Consider the following 18056-nt stretch of genomic DNA (forward strand, 5'->3'; position numbering starts at 1 on the left):
CTCTCCTAACTGACAACTTGTTACCTGGAATTCTCAGATCTTCTTTTGAATCCGGTATACATAAGCCAATACTTCTGCAACTGCTTTGAATAAATCTTCCGGAACCTGATCGCCGATTTCCGCCTCAGCATAGAGGGATCTGGCTAATGGCCGGTTTTCAACTGTAAGCACTTCGTTATTTTTAGCAATATTAATCAGTTTCAATGCGACATAGTCGACGCCCTTCGCCACGATAACAGGAGCTTCCATCGCGTTTTCATCATACTTCAATGCGATAGCATAGTGCGTGGGGTTTGTAATGACAACATCCGCTTTCGGCACCTCCTGCATCATCCGGCTCATTGCCATTTGGCGCTGCTTTTCTTTTATTTTTGATTTAATCAGAGGATCACCCTCTGTCTTTTTATATTCATCCTTTACATCCTGTTTGGACATGCGGATATTTTTTTCGAAGTCATATTTCTGGTACATATAATCAAGAATTGCAAGGAATACCAATAAAAAACCCACTGCCAGGCCCATAAAAACGATCAATGTCCCAATCAGAACTGCTCCGTCTTCCACATCATATAATCCTATCCGAAGAAGTTCATCCATGTAAATCCAGATCACGATTCCGGTAACGCCACCTACCAGAACGATTTTCATCATCGATTTTAGAAATTCAACAAGTGCTCGAATCGAGAAAATTCGTTTAAACCCTTTTAGTGGATTTATTTTTTCCAATTTGAATTTTATGGCTTCCGGTGCAAACAACACCCCTACTTGAACATAGTTCGCAAAAACACCTGCAATGACCGAGGCAAGCATAATAGGTGCTACAGCAACTGCCGCTTGGAAAATATACTCCGTAAATAACGGTTGCATGGCTTCCGGGGTGACATCCATAACAAGATATTCTGTCATGGAAAAACGAACGATCGCAGTCATTTGTTCAATCACCAACGGACCGGCAAAGAAAAACATTAAAAAAACGAACATTAAAATGAATGCGGTATTTACATCCGTACTTTTCGCCACCTGCCCCTTGTTTCTCGATTCACGTCGCTTTTTGGGTGTGGCTTTTTCAGTTTTTTCTTGGGCGAAGTACTGTAAATTCAGCTTTAATCGCATGTCAGACGCCTCCATACAACTGCATCAGTGTTCGCATTGTCACCATGATCGTTTCAATCAGATTGTTCACAAGCACGAAAAAGACAGGCATGGTAACCAGCATAAAGATAAATCCCAAAAAGATTTTCAAAGGGAAACCGACAACGAACACATTGACTTGCGGAACCGTTCGGGCAATAAACCCAAGAGCAACGTCAACCAAAAATATGGATCCCATGATCGGCATAGACATTTGAAAAGCGATGATAAACATCGTATTCATTGTTATACCTATAAATTCTGCATAATCCTCATTTCCAAACGGCAAAAATGCTTGATCCAAAGGGATAAATTCATAACTGTAATAGACACCGTCAAGCAACAAATGGTGTGCATTTGTCGCAAGGAGAAAGAGCAGTGCAAAAGTATATAAATATGTCCCGATCAAAGGTGCCTGTGTCCCGGTTTGCGGATCGACTACATTGGCAATCAAAAAACCGAGTTTCAAATCGATCAAGCCACCCGCTACTTGTATGGCATAAAGTAGCAGTAAAGCGATTAACCCAACTGTTAATCCAACCAACGCTTCTTTAATGACCAGCAATATAAATGTATAATTCAATTCGATGACTGGCCAATCACCATTAAAAATCATAATCCACGCCAAAAAACCGGCGAAACCGATTTTAAACCGCTGTGGAATCGTCTGATAAGAGAAGAAAGGTAACGTCAGCATAAATGCCGAAACTCTCACCAGTACAAGAAGAAATGCCGGAATCCATTCCACTACCTCTATTTCCATAGGACCACTACCCTATGAATCTCGTGAAATCGCTGAATATATCATGCGCAAATGATGTCAGAAGCTGCAGCATCCAAGGTCCAAAAATCACAAGTGCGAGAAGCACCCCTGCAATCTTCGGAATAAACGCCAAAGTCTGTTCCTGTATTTGCGTCGTTGCCTGAAATATACTGACGGCAAGGCCTATGGCAAGAGCCGTAATCAATAATGGACCAGCAATCAACAAGGTGGTGAATACGCCTTGTTCTGCCCATCCGATAACCATTTCCGGACTCATATGTATCCACTCCTAAAAGGTATAAAGTAATGAGCGTATGACAAGATGCCATCCGTCAACCAGAACAAACAACAGTACTTTGAATGGCAATGCAATCATAACTGGTGGGAGCATCATCATTCCCATGGACATCAGTACACTTGCAACCACCATATCAATCACAAGAAAGGGCACAAAAATCATAAACCCAATCTGAAAGGCTGTTTTCAATTCGCTGATAACAAAAGCGGGAACAAGTGACGTCATCGGAATATCTTCGAGTGTTTCCGGTCGCTCTTGTCCTGCATAACCCATAAATAGTGCTAAATCCCGTTCCCGGGTATGTTGGGCCATAAATTCCTTCATTGGTACCACAGCTTCGTCAAAAGCCTCTTCCTGTGACATTTCACCCTCAAATAAAGGTTGAAGAGCTGTTTCATTCAGTTCCGCAAAGGTAGGCGCCATTACAAAAAATGTCAAAAATAGTGCCAAGCCGATAATGACCTGATTGGGTGGCATCTGCTGGGTCGCCAATCCATTTCGGACAAAGGATAGCACAATCACAATTCGGGTGAAACTGGTCATCAAAATCAAAATAGCCGGAGCCAAAGATAATACTGTGAGAAGAAGCAAAAGTTGTACCGTAGACGTTAAATTTGCAGGATCGTCACTGAATATATCCAGTGCCGGAATTTCGATCGCTAATAACAGCATTACTTTTTCTCCTTCATTGCAGAGTGGATCTTATTTTGAGATTGTTTCACATCATCCATTTCCCGATTGAGGAGTGATCGGAAAGCATCTTCTTGACGGGATGGTCCATGATCTGATTGATCCCTTTTCAAAAAAGCAGAGAACTTTGACAAGGGCTGTTCGTAGAATTCTCCACCTTCTGTCGGCTTCGACAGCCGTTCTACTTCTTCGGGGTCCGTGATCTCCTGAAGAAGCTGGACAGTCTCCCCGACACCCACAACCAAAATGCGATCTCCGACCCGCACAATCTGAACAGAGCGATTTTGACCTACTCCGGTTCCTCCTACCGTCTGAATCGTCCGGTTTCCTTGGAATGAACGACTTCTGTTATTCATAAATTTCAAGAGCATATAGATCAAAAATAAGACGAAGCCAAGAGCAAGAAGTAACTGCAGCAACATCAAAAAGAGATTCTGATCTTCATAACCTGCCAGCGGTGCTTCATCCTCACTGTCTTCGGAGATATCAGGCGGGCCTTCATCTTCAGGAGGATCGATCACATCTTCTTCGCTTCCATTTGTAGGCTCTTCTTCAACTTCTTTTTGATCCGGATTAAGACCATCAATAACACTGCGGTCTTCTTCCCCAAAATTATTCTCATTTGCCTGTATTGCAGGAGATGCGATCAACATCATCAACAACAGCAGGCTAAATACTTTTATCCATTTCACATGCTTCACTCCCAGGATGATCATGCCAATGTTTTACTGATCGCCTCTAATACCCGATCCGCCTGAAAAGGCTTCACGATAAAGTCCTTTGCTCCTGCTTGAATCGCATCGATGACCATCGCCTGTTGCCCCATTGCCGAACACATAATTACTTTAGCATTCGGGTCGTGCGTCTTGATCTCCTTTAAAGATGTGATTCCATCCATCTCAGGCATTGTTATATCCATGGTTACCAGATCTGGAGATTTTTCTTTATACATATCCACTGCCTGTTGACCATCCCCGGCTTCACCTACTACATCAAAGCCGTTTTTCGATAAAATATCTTTAATCATCATGCGCATAAATGCTGCATCATCTACAATCAATACTGTTGTCGCCATAACTCAAGGCCCCCTCTTTTCTTATTAAACCTGTTTTTCTTACTATTTATTTTAATTGTTTCAATCGTTCAGCTTGACTGACAATGTCTGTAACACGGACACCAAAATTCTCATCAATCACAACAACTTCCCCTTTGGCAATGAGCCGTTGGTTTACCAGGATATCAACCGGTTCGCCGGCTAATTTATCCAATTCGACAATGGAGCCTTGACCGAGTTCGAGAATTTCTTTGATCGAACGCTTTGTACGACCGAGTTCAACAGTCACCTCCAAAGGAATATCCATCAGAAGGTCAAGATTTCGTTGTTCATTTTCATTCAGTGATGGTGTTTCAAAAGATGAAAATGCAGCAGGTTGTACATTCGCCTCCCGGCCAGGCGGCTGTTGCCGTTGACTGATCTGTTGAGGCTGAGCCGGCTCGCGATTCAGTGGTTGCTGTGACGGTTGTTTTTGCATTTCTGGTTGAGGTTCTGGCTCAGGCCTTTGTTGTTGAGAGTCCTGCTCCTCATTCCATTCAGCTGACAATGATTCTTTTTGCTCCGGTTCTGCTTGATTACTATTAGGCTTATCCTGAACTTGTTCACTACCTGAAGGATTCATAAGCTGATCAACCATATCTTTGGCAAAACTGACTGTCAGTAATTGCATAATACGTGAATCGATCAGGTTCCCGACACGGAGATTAAATGAGATCTGAACCAATACATCATCACCCGGTATTTCAATTGCATCTGGATTTTCAGTCAAATCCATCATATCAATATCAGGTGGTGAAATATCGACCTTTTTATTAAAGATGGTGGACATAGACGTGGACGCAGAACCCATCATTTGATTCATGGCTTCTTGCACAGCACTCAGTTCCATTTCACCCATTTCGCCGGGGGCGTTCGTTCCATCGTTGCCCATCATCAAGTCAGCAATGATCGAAGCGTCTTTCGTTTTGATTACCAGCAAGTTCAAGCCTTCAAAACCAGCTGTGTATGTAACAGAAACTGCGACATGGGGTTTTGGAAATTCTTTTTCCAAATCATCTTTTCGGACAACAGAAACCTTAGGCGTGGTGATATCCACTTTTTGATTTAATAATGTCGATAATGCCGTAGCTGAGCTGCCAAAGGAGATATTTCCAATCTCTCCGAGTGCATCGATCTCAATGTCTGAAAGATAATTTCCCGGTTCAACGTTAGCAGTGCTTTTTTCTTCATTTTCAGAATTCGCATCATTATCGTCATCATCCATGCCGCTTAATAACGCATTGATTTCGTCTTGCGAAAGCATATCATCGTTATCGTTCATCATAGAGCAGTTCCTCCTCTTCAATATCTTCAACAATCTGTACTGCCAGGTTGTCTTTCACTTTTCCAGGCTGTACTTTGTATTTCGGTGAGCCTCCAACGCTCATCCGTAACAAATCATCAATGGATTGATTGAGCTCGATGGTATCACCAACACTCAAATGAACAAATTCTTCGATCGTAATGTTACTGTGACCGAGCTCAACAGCTACATCCAGAGGTGCGCGCTTAATATTAAGCTCCAATGCCTCAATTTCTCCTGGTTGACGTTCTTTTTTCTTTGTTTGCATCCACAAATGCACCGATAATTTCGGTAACAATGATTCGATCACAACATGAGGTAAACAAATATTCATCATCCCTGAGGATTCACCTATCGTTGTTGAAAATGAAATCACAACAACGGTCTCATTTGGAGAAACCAGTTGAAGAAACTGTGGATTTACTTCGAGATCATCCATCATTGGATCAATTTCTTCCACCGATAGCCACGCTTCCCGAAATGTTTCAAGCGTCCTTTGAAATAGCTGTGTCATAATCTTTGACTCAATTTCGGTGAGATTCTCTACTTTATTGTACGATTCCCCTTGACCACCCAAGAGACGGTCAAGCATCGCATAGGCAATGTTGGGGTTTACTTCGAGTACAAAACGACCATCGAGCGGATATGGTTCAAAGACATTCAATATCGTCTGTTTGGGAACTGATCTGATGAATTCATCATATGGTAACTGATCCACCGACGCCACACTGATTTGTACAAACGTTCTCAACTGTGCCGATAACTGCGTGGTTAAAAGCCGTGCGAAGTTTTCATGAATTCGGGTCAAACTTCGGATCTGGTCTTTTGAAAAACGCAGCGCGCGTTTAAAATCATAGGTTTTAACCTTTTTTTGTGTTTCTTCTTTTTTCAGTTCATCTGCGTCCATTTCGCCAGTTGAGAGTGCAGACAACAGTGCATCGATCTCACCTTGGGACAGAACATCAGCCATGAAAACTTCACCTCACTTCCTGCACTGATACAATATTACATTTCATTTCATTCATTATTGAACAACGCGTGTACTCATATAAACTTCTACAACATGACCATCTTGCATAATTTGATTGATCTCATACCGGATTTGTTCCTCGAGGTTTCGAATTCCGTCAGACCCTTGAAAATCGGACTCCCGCATATCTGAGAGCTCACGGATAATGATATTTTCAACCTGGAAATTGCGTTTCTCCAATTCACTTCGTGCATGCCGATTATCCGTCTGGATCACAAACTGTGACCGAATGACATGATTTGATAATAAATTCGTTGTGATTTCCTCTGTTTCGATCGACAGTTCAATGACTTCATCAATGGTAGGTTCAGCATCAGGATCCGCAGCCTCAAAAAATTGAGTATAAAGGACAAGAGCCATGACACCAACTAATGTCATTCCTACAAGAACAATCAGCATGATATTGACTAAACGGTTTTTGAACATGGTTCTATCCCTCCTTTTCCCCACTGCCAGTCTGATCTGGACGGCGAATCAGAGGAGTAAGACCGATCCGCTTATAAAAATGTTCAATCATCTCTGAAACATCGTGTTCTTTTTCCTTGACAACAATTTTTTTACCCGTTGTCAAGGTGATCGTCGTATCCGGAAATGATTGAATTTGCTCGATGTATAATGCATTGAGAGTAAACTTCTCGTCATTCAGTCGCGTTAGTATGATCATAATAGTCTTATCGAGCACACTTTTAGAAGCGTCGCTCTTTCCTCCTGTATTTTATCGTGTTATAAATATCAAATGGCTATGGCTAAGTGCCAAAAAGCACTTAGCCAGAACCAAATTGACAATTAACGTTTCAAATTAATCAGTTCCTGAAGAATTTCATCTGATGTGGTGATCATCCGTGTGTTCGCTTGAAATCCACGCTGGGAAACAATCATTTCAGCGAATTCTTCAGCCAGGTCAACGTTGGACATCTCCAGCGTTGAACCTGTCAGATTTCCCCGTCCCCCGACTCCGGGGAAGCCCACTTGAGGTTCGCCGGAGTTATTCGATACCTCGTACAGATTCGAACCAGCCTTCGAAAGACCTGAAGGATTATTAAAGTTCACCAAAGCAATTTGACCCAACAGTCGAACTTCACCATTTGAAAATACACCATTGATTTCGCCGGTTTCAGAGACGGTGTAACTTTCAAGTGTTCCATCTGATGATCCATTTCTCGAAGATACTTCTACAGTTGAAGGAGAGTTGAACTGGGTAACGCTCCCCATGTTCAATGCGATGGGTGCAGCATCTCCCCACTGATCCCCTAATCCGCCTGGGTCATCAATAGATATAGTAAAACCTTCAGGCAATCGTCCTAAGGATGAGCCATCATCTGTATCAAAATTGATATCAGCTGATGCTGTTGAACCAATATCTGCCCAGTCACCATTCCCGTCTAAGAACTGTGTTTGATGCGACCATTCATTTTCTGCATCCTTAGTTAATTGAAGCCTTAACTCCTGTTCTCCGCCAAGGGGATCAGTAGCAAAAAAGCGAACACTTCGATTGTCACCATCATCTGTACCGGAATTCAGGTTCCCTCTCAAATTCACGTCAGTTGTGGACTCAGGGTTGACCTGCTCTCCTGCTGGTATAAATAAGTCTCCCACTCCGGCAGCCTCATCCACAGCCCCATCTCCATCAACGCCAAAACCTTGAACGCGAAGCCCCTCTGAATTTACCAGCATACCGTTCTCATCGAGATAAAAGTTACCTGCCCGGGTGTAGTAATCCTGCTCACCGTCACCGACCTGGAAGAACCCATCTCCGGAAATTGCCATGTCCAAGTCTCGTCCTGTGTTTTGCAAAGAGCCTTGTGTCTGGATATTGTCGATTGATGCTGTAGATCCACCCAGACCAACCTGCCTTGGGTTGGTACCTCCGCGTTCTCCTTCCTGAGGTGAAGATGCGCCTGCGAGCTGCTGGCTCACGAGGTCATTAAATGTAACCCGGCCTTTTTTGAAGCCGAATGTGTTGACGTTTGAGATATTGTTACCGATGACATCAAGTTTCGTTTGGAAATTGTTCATACCGCCAATACCTGAATATAATGAACGAATCATAGTTGTCGTTCTCCTTTCGATCTGTTAGATTCGGATTTTGCTGCTTCTATCGGTCCACAGCATTCGGCTTCCTTTCGGTCCAGCCAATATCCGTTTTTCTTATTCAATGCTTACTCGTCATCCCCGAGCACAATCGCCCCGTTGATATTCGTGAAAATCTGACTCGCTGCTTCCTCACGGTTCATTGCTGTGATCACCGTTTCATTCGAAGCATTGACAACCAGTGCTGCTTCTTTCGTGAGAACCAGTGAATCTCTTACACCTTTTTGCTTCGCTTCGCCAATACGGGACTCAATGGCTTGCCAGGTTTCCGGCGTTAACTCGATGCCCCGGTCAAACAACCGCTTTTCCGCATGCTTACTGATTTTCAGACTCGTGGAATCTGTCAGTTTATCCTGAAGCAGTTCACTGAATCCTGGACCTTTCAGATTTTGTTCAGCTTGAGAAGTTGATTTCTGTGGTTGAGCAGGTTTAACTGCTGGCTGAATCTGATTGGGAAAGAAATTTGATTTCACCATCAGGTATTCGCCTCACCTTCTTCAGGCTGTGCAATCTTCTGTATGTCATCGACACTCAGTTCCTCACCGCTTCGGGTTAAAATTGTTGCTGCACCATTCTTGAATTTCACAGCTTGAACGATCGCTTCCATCGTTTCCATCCGTTTATTGCCGTCTTCTGTCTCAACTTCCTCCTGCCATTCAACAGATTTACCGATCATGTCGCTGTGTGAGAAAAATTGACCCTGTTGCTGGTTTTCAATGAACTTGGACATGTTCTCATTCATATTCGTCATTTGTTCCAAAGAAGTGAAATTCGCCATCTGTGCGATAAATTCTTTATCCTCCATCGGTTCAAGTGGATCCTGGTTTTGCAGCTGGGTGATAAGGAGTTTCAAAAAAGCATCCTTTCCCATATCCTGATTACCAGTTCCTTTTGCTTCTTGTTCTTTAACGAAGTCTTCATAAAATAGACTGTTTGAATTTCCTGTTGGATTAATGGGCATGTTGTTATCCTCCTTTACATTTAGACCTCTTCATCAATACTGACTTCCAGAAGTGCGGAGAAATCGAGAACTTCTTCATCGTCCTGATCTTCTTCAAAATCCTGATCCTGTTTCATCTGTTCCTGATTTTCCTTCTCTTTTTCAGGTTCCTTAAACAGGGAATTAGTCTGTTGCTGTGTGACTTCCAAACGATCTACCTGGATATTCTGAGATTGGAAGGCTGTTCGTAACGACTGAAGCTGACCATCCAATAATTCTCGTGCTGCATGCGAGGAAGTCACCATACGGGCCACTAACGATCCGTTCACCATTTGTACCTGAATATCCAATCTTCCAAGTGATTGCGGATGAAGTTTAATGGTCATCTGTTGAATCCCGTTAGACAGCTGTTGAAAGCTTCCCCTGGACAGCATGTTCTGGAACTGTTTGATAAAAGCATCCTGATTGGCACGTTCAGGCTGTGCCTGTTGCGTGAGAGAAGAACCCATCATCATTTGAAACCTTGCAAGTTGAGCGTTATTCGTATCGAGTAACAAACTCGGTCCTTGCTGAGTTGAATTGCTGTTACTGCTGGTTCTCGTATACAATTCCTTCAAAAATGCAAACTCCTGAAAACGTGATTGCTGTGAATTTTGCTGCGCGACCGGTTCAGGTGTCTTGGCCATTCGCTCGAACATCAATGCCCATTTCTGTTTCATCTGATTGACATTTATCTGCTGGTCAGGTTTCACATCCGGCAGCATCAGCTGTGTCAGTGAAGCTAGAAGTCCTTCTGCATGATTAAAGTAACCTGCAACTTCAGCACTCATGCTACTCACGTCTTCCATTGATTCCTGATCAAGAAAAGCCATCATCAGTAACAATTGAATTGGATCGGGTTCATCATCGCTTTTTGATTCTCCCTCAGCAGAGAATGTTAAAAGATCGGCAAAGGGAATCGTCATAGCAGTCAGATCATTCAAATCGCTTAACCATTCATCCGGCAGCACCCCTTCCCATTCATCCAGGAAACTTGAGATGAATGTCTCATCCACTTCCGAGAAGTCCTCCGGTAGTAATTCAAGCAGCTCGGTGAACAATTCCATTAACTCTCCCATTAAATGCTTTAATTCTGAAAGATCAATTTTTTCAGGATTCACCGTCTCAAGCTTGGCAAGCGCACTCTTGATGGCGTCTTGATCCCCTGAAGTCATCGCCTGCTTTAAAGAGGCCATAAAATCCGAACCCCCCGCCTTCGGTTTGTCAACGGCTTGATTTGATGGTGAGCTTACTTGAGGTTTTGCATTCAGCATTGTCGCCATTGCATTCATATTCATCATTTTTTCACCCCCTTTCAATGGAATAAAGAGCGATCATTCGGAGATCTGACTGAGTAGAACTGCAGCAGTTTCGGCTTCCATTCTTGAAAGGATGTCTGCGCGGGCGCGATTATTCATCAGTTGTAAATAGGTCACAGCCTGCTCTTCAGGAAGTTCTTCCATGATATCTGCAGCACGAGAAGCCGTCATTTCCTGAAGCGTTCTGACAATATCATTTAAGTCGGCTGAAGACGTCTCCGTGTCGACTTCCACACCTTCATCAGACATGTCATCACTTTGCATAACCAGCAGTTCTTCTTCAAGTTCTTCAATCTTTTCTTCCTGTGATTCTGTCTGACGTTCAAGGTTTTCTTTATCACGGATCAATGTCTCATTTTCCCTTTCAAGTTGAGCAATGTACGCTTCAGTGCTCAATTCTTCTTCTCCTCCTGTAACTTCCTCATTTTCAACAAAAGGCAGCGCAGATGCCGCACTCCTTACCTGATCCCCGATATTAAAACCAAGATAATACAAGACAACAGCAGCAAGAATAATGGCAAAAACAGCTGGTATTAATACCACCATAAAAAAGACTTGAAGTTTACCCTCTGATTTTTTTTGATTTTGTTTACTCATACCCTCACCTGATTTCATCGCCTGACAAATTGTTGGACAGATATTTCATCGAGAAATTTCAATTCCTCGCGTTTCTCATCCTCAACATACTGATTATATTGAATCTCTTTCATCTTCTCGTATTTCTTATGATCGACTGATTTTGTAATCGACAGTTTTTCCTTATCACTCATTATTTTTCTCGCACGTTGGGTTTGCCATTGAAGCGCATTAATTTCTTTTTGCAAATGAGCAAGTATTTCTTCATTTTGCTGAATTTGAGCAATTGGCAATCCCTGTTGTAGTTTTAATGCCTGACTTTCAATCAGTTCTTCTTTTTGTTTCAGTACCTCGTATAATTGAGTTGCAACAGATTCAAACTGTTCAACGGCTTCGGAGTGTTGTTTTTGAGCATCATTTTTTTCCCTGTCCTTGTATTCCATGACTTTTTGAAGTGAATATTGAAATGACATTCATTCCCTCCTCTACCCGAACTGACCTACCAGTTGATTTCGAATATCTTTATACGAAAAAGCTTCATTCATCTCCTGAATCAGAAAACTGTTTACTTCCGGATAGCGTTTGATCGCTTCATCCACTTCCGGATTTGAACCCTTCTTGTAGGCACCAATGTTGATCAGGTCTTCAGAATCCCGATATGTCGCCAATATCTGACGGGTTTTATCTGCCGCGATACGGTGTTCGTCATCCACCAGTTCATTCATAATCCTGCTGATACTGCTGAGGGGATTAATCGCTGGAAAATGTCCTTTGTTTGCCAACTTCCGGTCAAGAACCAGATGGCCATCCAATATCCCTCTTACAGAATCTGCGATCGGCTCATTCATATCATCACCATCCACCAACACCGTATAAAAAGCTGTGATCGAACCAGCTTCACTCATCCCACTTCGTTCAAGCAGTCTTGGTAACAACGCGAATACAGAGGGCGTATACCCTTTTGTTGTAGGCGGCTCACCAATGGCAAGACCAATTTCCCGTTGTGCCATCGCTACGCGTGTGATTGAATCCATCATCAGGTTTACATCATAGCCTTGTGCCCTGAAATATTCACTGATCGCAGTTGCTGTCATGGCACCTTTAATTCTCATTAAAGGCGGTTGATCGGATGTAGCTACCACAACAATTGTATTCTTCAGGCCTTCGTTACTCAGATCACGTTCAATGAAATCTCTCACTTCCCGGCCCCGTTCTCCAATCAGCGCAATCACATTTATATCAGCCTCAGAACTTTTGGCTATCATCGCCATTAATGTACTTTTACCTACACCACTTCCGGCAAAAATGCCCATCCGTTGTCCTTTTCCAACTGTAAATAATCCATCTATCGCCTTTACACCAAGTGCGAGTGGTTCAGTGATTCTCGGTCGGGTCATTGGATTCGGAGGTAAATTATCTGTCGAATAGTACTGGTTACCAATACGTTCATCCCCGCCAAGGAAGTCACGGCCAAGGCTGTCTACGACTGTTCCGATCATATCATGACCCACTTTAATATCGAGTGGTCTGCCAAGCGTTTCCACCAGACTGCCGGCAGCGATATCTGAAATTCGATCAAAGGGCATCAGTAATACTTTCTCTTCACGAAATCCAACGACTTCTGCTAAAATTTTCTTTTGGTGACGCTGAATATGAATGAGGCAAAGTTCTCCTACTGATGCCTGCGGACCTTTGGATTCAATCATTAAACCTACTACCTGCGAGACTTTACCGTAAAACTTGAATGGTGACGCCTGTTTAATCGACTGTAGTAATACCTCTTTATTCATGAATAGCGCCATCTTTCAGCACTTCAAACAAAGCATGGCGAATCTCAAGCAGTTGAGTGTCCATAGAAGCATCGACCCTTCCAAACGGTGTCTCAAGAACACACTGATGCCCTGAAAGTTGTTCATCCGGTAAAATGATCAGCTCACCAACGTGAACAGCTACTTCCTGAAGCTCCCTTTGCCCTTGTATCGTCATCGGATACCAATCTGGTGGAACGTAGACTTTCACTTCCTCTTGCTCCCTCACTTCATATATGGCTTGTTTAACCATGTGAAGCCAGGTTTCCGGATGTGTTTCCACCGTTTTCCCGAGAATTCTGGATGCTACCGCAACAGAAAGCTCAAGAATATCCGGTTCGGCTTCCTCAATTCTCCGGACCACATCATGCCTCGCCAGTTCAATCATCTGCCTTGCTTCCTGGATCTGTTCATCGCATTGCGTCTTCCCCTGTTCGATGCCTTCCTGATGCCCTTGATTAAAACCATTTTCGGCAGCTTCGTTGAAAATCTGCTCTGCCTGTTGATTCATTTCCTGGCGAATTACGGCGGCTTCCTCTTCAAACTGACGCCACTGATTGTTTAATTCTTCTTCTTTTCTTTGCAGTTCCTCTTCACGCATTTTGATTTCAGATTCTTTTCCTTGCGCCAATCTCGTCTTCCGCTCTTCGTCCGATTCAACGCGCTCATTTGCATGTTCGCTGGTATAAAATGACGGAAGCTCAACTTTCTTCAAGCGGATTTCTCTTTGATCCGTACCTGTTTCGTTTGGTTTATAAGATTTAATCACTCTAGACAATGATATCATCTCCTCCACCACGTGCGATGACGATTTCACCAGCCTCTTCCAGTCTTCGGATGACAGCCACAATTCGAGTTTGGGCTTCCTCGACATCCCTTAATCGGACAGGCCCCATGAACTCCATCTCTTCTCGGAACGTGTCCGACATTCGCTGTGACATGTTATTGAAGACCGTCTCTTTTACTTCCTCGCTGGCCACTTTCAAAGACAACTGCAGGTCTTCATTCTCAACGTCTCGTATCACCCTTTGAATCGAGCGATTATCCAGGGTCACGATATCTTCGAATACAAACATCCGCTTCTTGATTTCCTCAGCTAATTCAGGATCCTGAATCTCAAGAGCATCCAGAATCGTTCGCTCAGTACTGCGGTCCACACTGTTCAAAACTTCCACAACGGCTTCAATGCCGCCGGCCTGAGTATAATCCTGTGTAACAGTCGATGATAGTTTTTTCTCAAGGATACTCTCCACTTCATTAACGATTTCCGGCGAAGTGCTGTCCATTAAGGCAATTCTTTTTGCAACATCCGCCTGTACCTCTTGTGGCAAGTCAGACAGTATCTGCCCGGATTGTTCGCTGCTCAAGTATGAGAGGATCAATGCGATCGTCTGTGGATGTTCGTTTTGAATAAAGTTGAAAATCTGCTGTGCATCTGCTTTTCTGGCAAAATCAAACGGTCTGACCTGCAGTGTGGAAGTTAATCGATTGATGATCTGCATTGCCTCATCGTTTCCTAAGGCCTTCTCAAGAACATCCTTCGCATAACCAATTCCACCCTGAGTAATATAATCTTGGGCAATTGCCATTTGATGAAATTCTTCGACTATATCATCTTTCATCCCCTGATCTATTTTTCTGACACCTGCGATTTCCAAGGTCAATTTCTCAATCTCTTCTTCAGAAAGATGCTTATAAACATTGGCAGAAACATCCGGGCCCAATGAAATCAATAGAATCGCCGCTTTTTGTTTTCCTGTCAATTCCTGTTTTCTTGCCATAGGCGGCTCCTCACTCCTTAATTATCATCTGACAGCCAGGTACGGATGAGCTTAGAAAATTCATCCGGCTTATCTTTAGCCAAATCTTCAAGCTGCTGACGTCTCGCACCCTCTTCTGTTTGAGCTTTCTTTTCAATCGGTGGAAGTCTGAAATCGTCTTCTTGTTCAGTAAGTGTTTCCTTAACCACTTCCTGATTATTACGACGCATCAGAATGACGATTAATACAACCACAGCCAGTGCAAGAACTCCCACTATATAATACCAAGTTGGAATGCCTGTTGGCGGATCTTCAAATTCCGCTCGGCCAAAGAATTCCTGTGGTGAGACCAGAACACGTTCTGCAAGCTCCTCGTCGCCCCATTCGCCTGTTATATCAGTTGAAATGGACGTTCGAACGATCTGGCTGAGCATCGCTTGAATATCATCGACAGTCTGCTGAGGTAAGGAACCAATATCTTCCGGATCCGGAGGTTCTACCATAACTTGGATACTGATGTCTCTTAAATCATATGGCGATTCTGTAATTTCCCGGTGAATTCGGTTCACATCATTATTGATGCGTTCTTCAATCCGTTCATAGTCCCCTTCACCTGCACCACCTGCTGCTCCAGGAAAGTTTGGAATATCATCCTCCCCTGCACCTGGTACTCCTCCGTCTGCCACATCTTCACCCGAATAGGTTTCTGTAATGCGCTCAACACTGACAGCAATACCTTCAATGTTCTCTTCATCGACGGGTTCAACCAGATCCTCGGTGCGATTTTCTTCCGTGAAATCAAGATCTGTACTGACGCTGACAAGAACCTTATCCGGACCCATCATCGTCCCCAGCATTTGCTGCAAATCCCTTTGCAGGTCCCGTTCAATATCCCTTTGAATCGCTCTATGCTGTTCATAGACGGACAATGTTGAATCCGTTCCCCCTGGCTGTTCGTCCATTTCAAGATACCTCGAAAACTGATCCATGATCACGATGTTTTCAGTGGATAAATTTGGTACACTTCGCGACGCCAGATGGTAAAGAGAGCGAATCTGCGATTCATCCAGGGTATAACCTGCCTGCATGTTTAATAATATTGATGCCGTGGCTTCTGATTCGGCCTCCTGCAACCAGACGCTTTCTTCAGGCAGAGTAATCATGACCTGGGCATTCTGTATTCCATCAACATTTCGGATCAAATCTTCGAGGGTGGATTGCAGTGCTGCCCTTTCAAGTAACTCAAATTCACTATCCGTTGTCCCAAAACCCATGTTGTCACCGAAAGTGCTGTAATCAATCCGGCCTGATTGAGGTATCCCTTCAGCAGCAAGTTCAACTTTCAAATTATCCACATTGGTTTCAGATACCATGATGGTTGTTCCATCTGCCGAGACTTCATTTTGTATTCCTCGATTATCCAGATTTGCTTTTATTTCACCAGTCTCCTGGACTGTCAGGTTTGAATACAACGGGACAAGGTTCGTTCTTGAACCGACCCAGGAGAGGGCAATTATAAATGCAATCACAAGAACAACCGAACTGATTAACAACCCTTTTTGTTTCTGTGAGCGGGATTGCCAGAATTCAGTTGTCTTTTGGCGATATTCCATGACTTTTTCGTTCATTGCTCCTCCTACATTACCGCTCGTACATCTCTTTTTTTTGAAGTGATGCAGCCATCATCAATAAAATTAAATTTTTTTAAAAAATAAATAAAGATTTTCCAGATCTCTCCGATATGTATAATAGCATTAGAATCACCCCAATATACAATTGTGAAATGGGGTGATTAAGATATTTATACTTGCATACGCATGATTTCCTGATAGGCTTCAATGACTTTATCGCGAACTTCCACAGTCGTCTCCAGTGTAATTGTTGCTTTTTGAGCCGTGATCATTACTTCATGCAAATCGACATCCTCACCTCTTGCCATACGTTCAGTCATGATCTGTGAATCGACCTGTTTGTCATTCACGTCTGTAATGGCGTCATTTAACCACGTTTTGAAAGTCTGTTGTGCATCATGAGACGTCACTTGCCTGTTGGGCTGGACCTGCGAAGCAGGAGACATGACTGAATTCATCCGTGCAATTTGATCCATGTTCATTTAATCCCCTCCTATCTGCCGAGCTCCAGTGCTTTCATCAGCATATTTTTATGTGCATCAAAACTGGTCACACCCGCTTCATAACTCCGTGTTGCACTCATTAAATCCATCATCTCTTTTAGAGGATCAACATTCGGAAGTTCGACATAACCCTCTTCGTTCGCATCCGGATGCTCCGGTTGATACTGCTGCCTGAATGGTGACTGATCTTCTATAATCCGCCCAACCTTGACACCTTCACCGGTATTCTCTGTACGATTGACAGCCTGTTGAAAATGATCCTGGAAACGGCTCCCTGAATTTTTGTTTGATTCAAGCGTAACCATTTTGCGACGGTAAGGTTCCCACTCACCATCCACATTTCTTCCCCTGGTGGATTCGGCATTTGCCATGTTGGCTGAGACTACATCCATTCGAAGTCGCTGGGACGTTAAACCGGATGCCGATACATTCATACCATGAAACATGCTTGATTACCTCCCTCTTCCGATCGCAGTGCGAACGCTGTTAAAACGGCCATTCATCCGGTCAATTAATGCATTGTAATACAGTTGGTTTTCTGCCATATCTGCCATTTCCTTATCGATATCGACGTTATTCCCATTATGGTTGTATTGTGTATTGGACCTTTGGATTATATGAGGGGATTCGTTTGAAGGTTGACCACCGAATTCAAAGTGCCGCTCATCTCTTCTGTTAGCCTGCAAGCTCTGATCATTCATCGCCTGCTGAAGCTGATGATTAAAAACAGTCTTTTTAGCACTGTAATTGGGCGTATCAACATTGGCCACATTATTGGAAATGGTGTCTTGCCTCCTGGCCGAAGCATGCAAAGAGGTTTCAAGTAACTGGTTTAATGAGTTATTCAGTATCTCCAATCCCCATCACCTTCCTTTTTTAAATTCCTTTTCTCACATTTCGTACCAAGAGTATTGTACCGTTCATGAAGAATCATGTCGAATGTCATAAGAACCAGATGAAATTAGGCCAAATCAATAGTTCCATCACTTGAATTATGTGATAACGATGTAAATTAAAGCAGGAATCATCAACCATAACACAAACTTTATCACAATTTATTTATATTCTGTTATTTATAAAA

23 protein-coding genes are annotated in these 18056 nt (G+C 43.2%); all 23 read right to left on the reverse strand.

Annotated features, from left to right (window positions below; genetic code table 11):
- Positions 1-33 precede the first annotated feature (33 nt).
- Positions 34-1113 carry a flagellar biosynthesis protein FlhB gene (flhB, locus tag BBEV_RS09065; RefSeq protein ID WP_069365181.1) on the reverse strand — a complete coding sequence of 360 codons (1080 nt, stop codon included), beginning with the start codon at positions 1111-1113 and terminating at the stop codon, positions 34-36.
- A gap of 1 nt (position 1114) precedes the next feature.
- Entirely contained in the window at positions 1115-1894 is a 780-nt protein-coding gene (fliR, locus tag BBEV_RS09070; protein WP_069365182.1) for a flagellar biosynthetic protein FliR, read from the reverse strand.
- 7 nt (positions 1895-1901) lie between these two features.
- Positions 1902-2171: a flagellar biosynthesis protein FliQ gene (gene fliQ / locus BBEV_RS09075; RefSeq protein WP_069365183.1), complete on the reverse strand. Its 270-nt coding sequence runs from the start codon at positions 2169-2171 to the stop codon at positions 1902-1904.
- A gap of 12 nt (positions 2172-2183) precedes the next feature.
- Complete coding sequence (gene fliP, locus BBEV_RS09080; RefSeq protein WP_069365184.1) at positions 2184-2864, reverse strand: flagellar type III secretion system pore protein FliP; 681 nt, start codon at positions 2862-2864, stop codon at positions 2184-2186.
- Positions 2864-3574, reverse strand: a complete 711-nt coding sequence (locus tag BBEV_RS09085; RefSeq protein ID WP_198154972.1) for a flagellar biosynthetic protein FliO — start codon at positions 3572-3574, stop codon at positions 2864-2866. Before BBEV_RS09085 ends, fliP begins: the two co-directional genes overlap by 1 nt.
- A gap of 20 nt (positions 3575-3594) precedes the next feature.
- Positions 3595-3957: a response regulator gene (locus BBEV_RS09090; protein WP_069365186.1), complete on the reverse strand. Its 363-nt coding sequence runs from the start codon at positions 3955-3957 to the stop codon at positions 3595-3597.
- Between the two features lie 46 nt (positions 3958-4003).
- Positions 4004-5260: a flagellar motor switch phosphatase FliY gene (gene fliY, locus BBEV_RS09095; protein ID WP_069365187.1), complete on the reverse strand. Its 1257-nt coding sequence runs from the start codon at positions 5258-5260 to the stop codon at positions 4004-4006.
- A complete protein-coding gene (gene fliM / locus BBEV_RS09100; protein ID WP_069365188.1) occupies positions 5247-6248 on the reverse strand; it encodes a flagellar motor switch protein FliM in 1002 nt (333 codons plus the stop codon). The genes fliY and fliM overlap by 14 nt, the downstream gene beginning before the upstream one ends.
- Before the next feature lie 54 nt (positions 6249-6302).
- Positions 6303-6734 (reverse strand): flagellar basal body-associated protein FliL, encoded by a 432-nt coding sequence (fliL, locus tag BBEV_RS09105; RefSeq protein ID WP_069365189.1) that lies wholly within the window; start codon positions 6732-6734, stop codon positions 6303-6305.
- Positions 6735-6738: 4 nt separating this feature from the next.
- The gene (locus tag BBEV_RS09110) at positions 6739-6972 is read right to left on the reverse strand and encodes a flagellar FlbD family protein (RefSeq protein ID WP_069366681.1); all 234 of its coding nucleotides are present in this window, start codon (positions 6970-6972) and stop codon (positions 6739-6741) included.
- A gap of 122 nt (positions 6973-7094) precedes the next feature.
- Positions 7095-8357 (reverse strand): flagellar hook protein FlgE, encoded by a 1263-nt coding sequence (locus tag BBEV_RS09115; protein WP_069365190.1) that lies wholly within the window; start codon positions 8355-8357, stop codon positions 7095-7097.
- A 110-nt stretch (positions 8358-8467) separates the two neighbouring features.
- The gene (locus BBEV_RS09120) at positions 8468-8875 is read right to left on the reverse strand and encodes a TIGR02530 family flagellar biosynthesis protein (RefSeq protein WP_069365191.1); all 408 of its coding nucleotides are present in this window, start codon (positions 8873-8875) and stop codon (positions 8468-8470) included.
- Positions 8875-9360 carry a flagellar hook assembly protein FlgD gene (gene flgD, locus BBEV_RS09125; RefSeq protein ID WP_069365192.1) on the reverse strand — a complete coding sequence of 162 codons (486 nt, stop codon included), beginning with the start codon at positions 9358-9360 and terminating at the stop codon, positions 8875-8877. The genes BBEV_RS09120 and flgD overlap by 1 nt, the downstream gene beginning before the upstream one ends.
- A gap of 20 nt (positions 9361-9380) precedes the next feature.
- Complete coding sequence (locus BBEV_RS09130) at positions 9381-10679, reverse strand: flagellar hook-length control protein FliK (protein WP_069365193.1); 1299 nt, start codon at positions 10677-10679, stop codon at positions 9381-9383.
- Between the two features lie 33 nt (positions 10680-10712).
- Entirely contained in the window at positions 10713-11294 is a 582-nt protein-coding gene (locus BBEV_RS09135) for a magnesium transporter MgtE N-terminal domain-containing protein (protein ID WP_069365194.1), read from the reverse strand.
- Between the two features lie 14 nt (positions 11295-11308).
- The gene (fliJ, locus tag BBEV_RS09140; protein WP_232318146.1) at positions 11309-11716 is read right to left on the reverse strand and encodes a flagellar export protein FliJ; all 408 of its coding nucleotides are present in this window, start codon (positions 11714-11716) and stop codon (positions 11309-11311) included.
- A 42-nt stretch (positions 11717-11758) separates the two neighbouring features.
- Complete coding sequence (gene fliI / locus BBEV_RS09145) at positions 11759-13063, reverse strand: flagellar protein export ATPase FliI (protein ID WP_069365196.1); 1305 nt, start codon at positions 13061-13063, stop codon at positions 11759-11761.
- Positions 13056-13850, reverse strand: a complete 795-nt coding sequence (gene fliH, locus BBEV_RS09150) for a flagellar assembly protein FliH (RefSeq protein ID WP_069365197.1) — start codon at positions 13848-13850, stop codon at positions 13056-13058. The genes fliI and fliH overlap by 8 nt, the downstream gene beginning before the upstream one ends.
- Position 13851: 1 nt before the next feature.
- Positions 13852-14862, reverse strand: coding sequence for a flagellar motor switch protein FliG (gene fliG, locus BBEV_RS09155; RefSeq protein ID WP_069365198.1), 1011 nt, complete (start codon positions 14860-14862; stop codon positions 13852-13854).
- A 17-nt stretch (positions 14863-14879) separates the two neighbouring features.
- Positions 14880-16469, reverse strand: a complete 1590-nt coding sequence (gene fliF / locus BBEV_RS09160) for a flagellar basal-body MS-ring/collar protein FliF (protein ID WP_069365199.1) — start codon at positions 16467-16469, stop codon at positions 14880-14882.
- 173 nt (positions 16470-16642) lie between these two features.
- Complete coding sequence (gene fliE / locus BBEV_RS09165) at positions 16643-16954, reverse strand: flagellar hook-basal body complex protein FliE (RefSeq protein ID WP_084007319.1); 312 nt, start codon at positions 16952-16954, stop codon at positions 16643-16645.
- Positions 16955-16965: 11 nt separating this feature from the next.
- Positions 16966-17421 (reverse strand): flagellar basal body rod protein FlgC, encoded by a 456-nt coding sequence (flgC, locus tag BBEV_RS09170; RefSeq protein WP_069365200.1) that lies wholly within the window; start codon positions 17419-17421, stop codon positions 16966-16968.
- Between the two features lie 6 nt (positions 17422-17427).
- Positions 17428-17832: a flagellar basal body rod protein FlgB gene (flgB, locus tag BBEV_RS09175; protein WP_069365201.1), complete on the reverse strand. Its 405-nt coding sequence runs from the start codon at positions 17830-17832 to the stop codon at positions 17428-17430.
- Between the last annotated feature and the right edge of the window lie 224 nt (positions 17833-18056).

Source organism: Salisediminibacterium beveridgei, from assembly GCF_001721685.1.
In the GTDB taxonomy this organism is placed as follows: Bacteria; Bacillota; Bacilli; order Bacillales; family Salisediminibacteriaceae; genus Salisediminibacterium; species Salisediminibacterium beveridgei.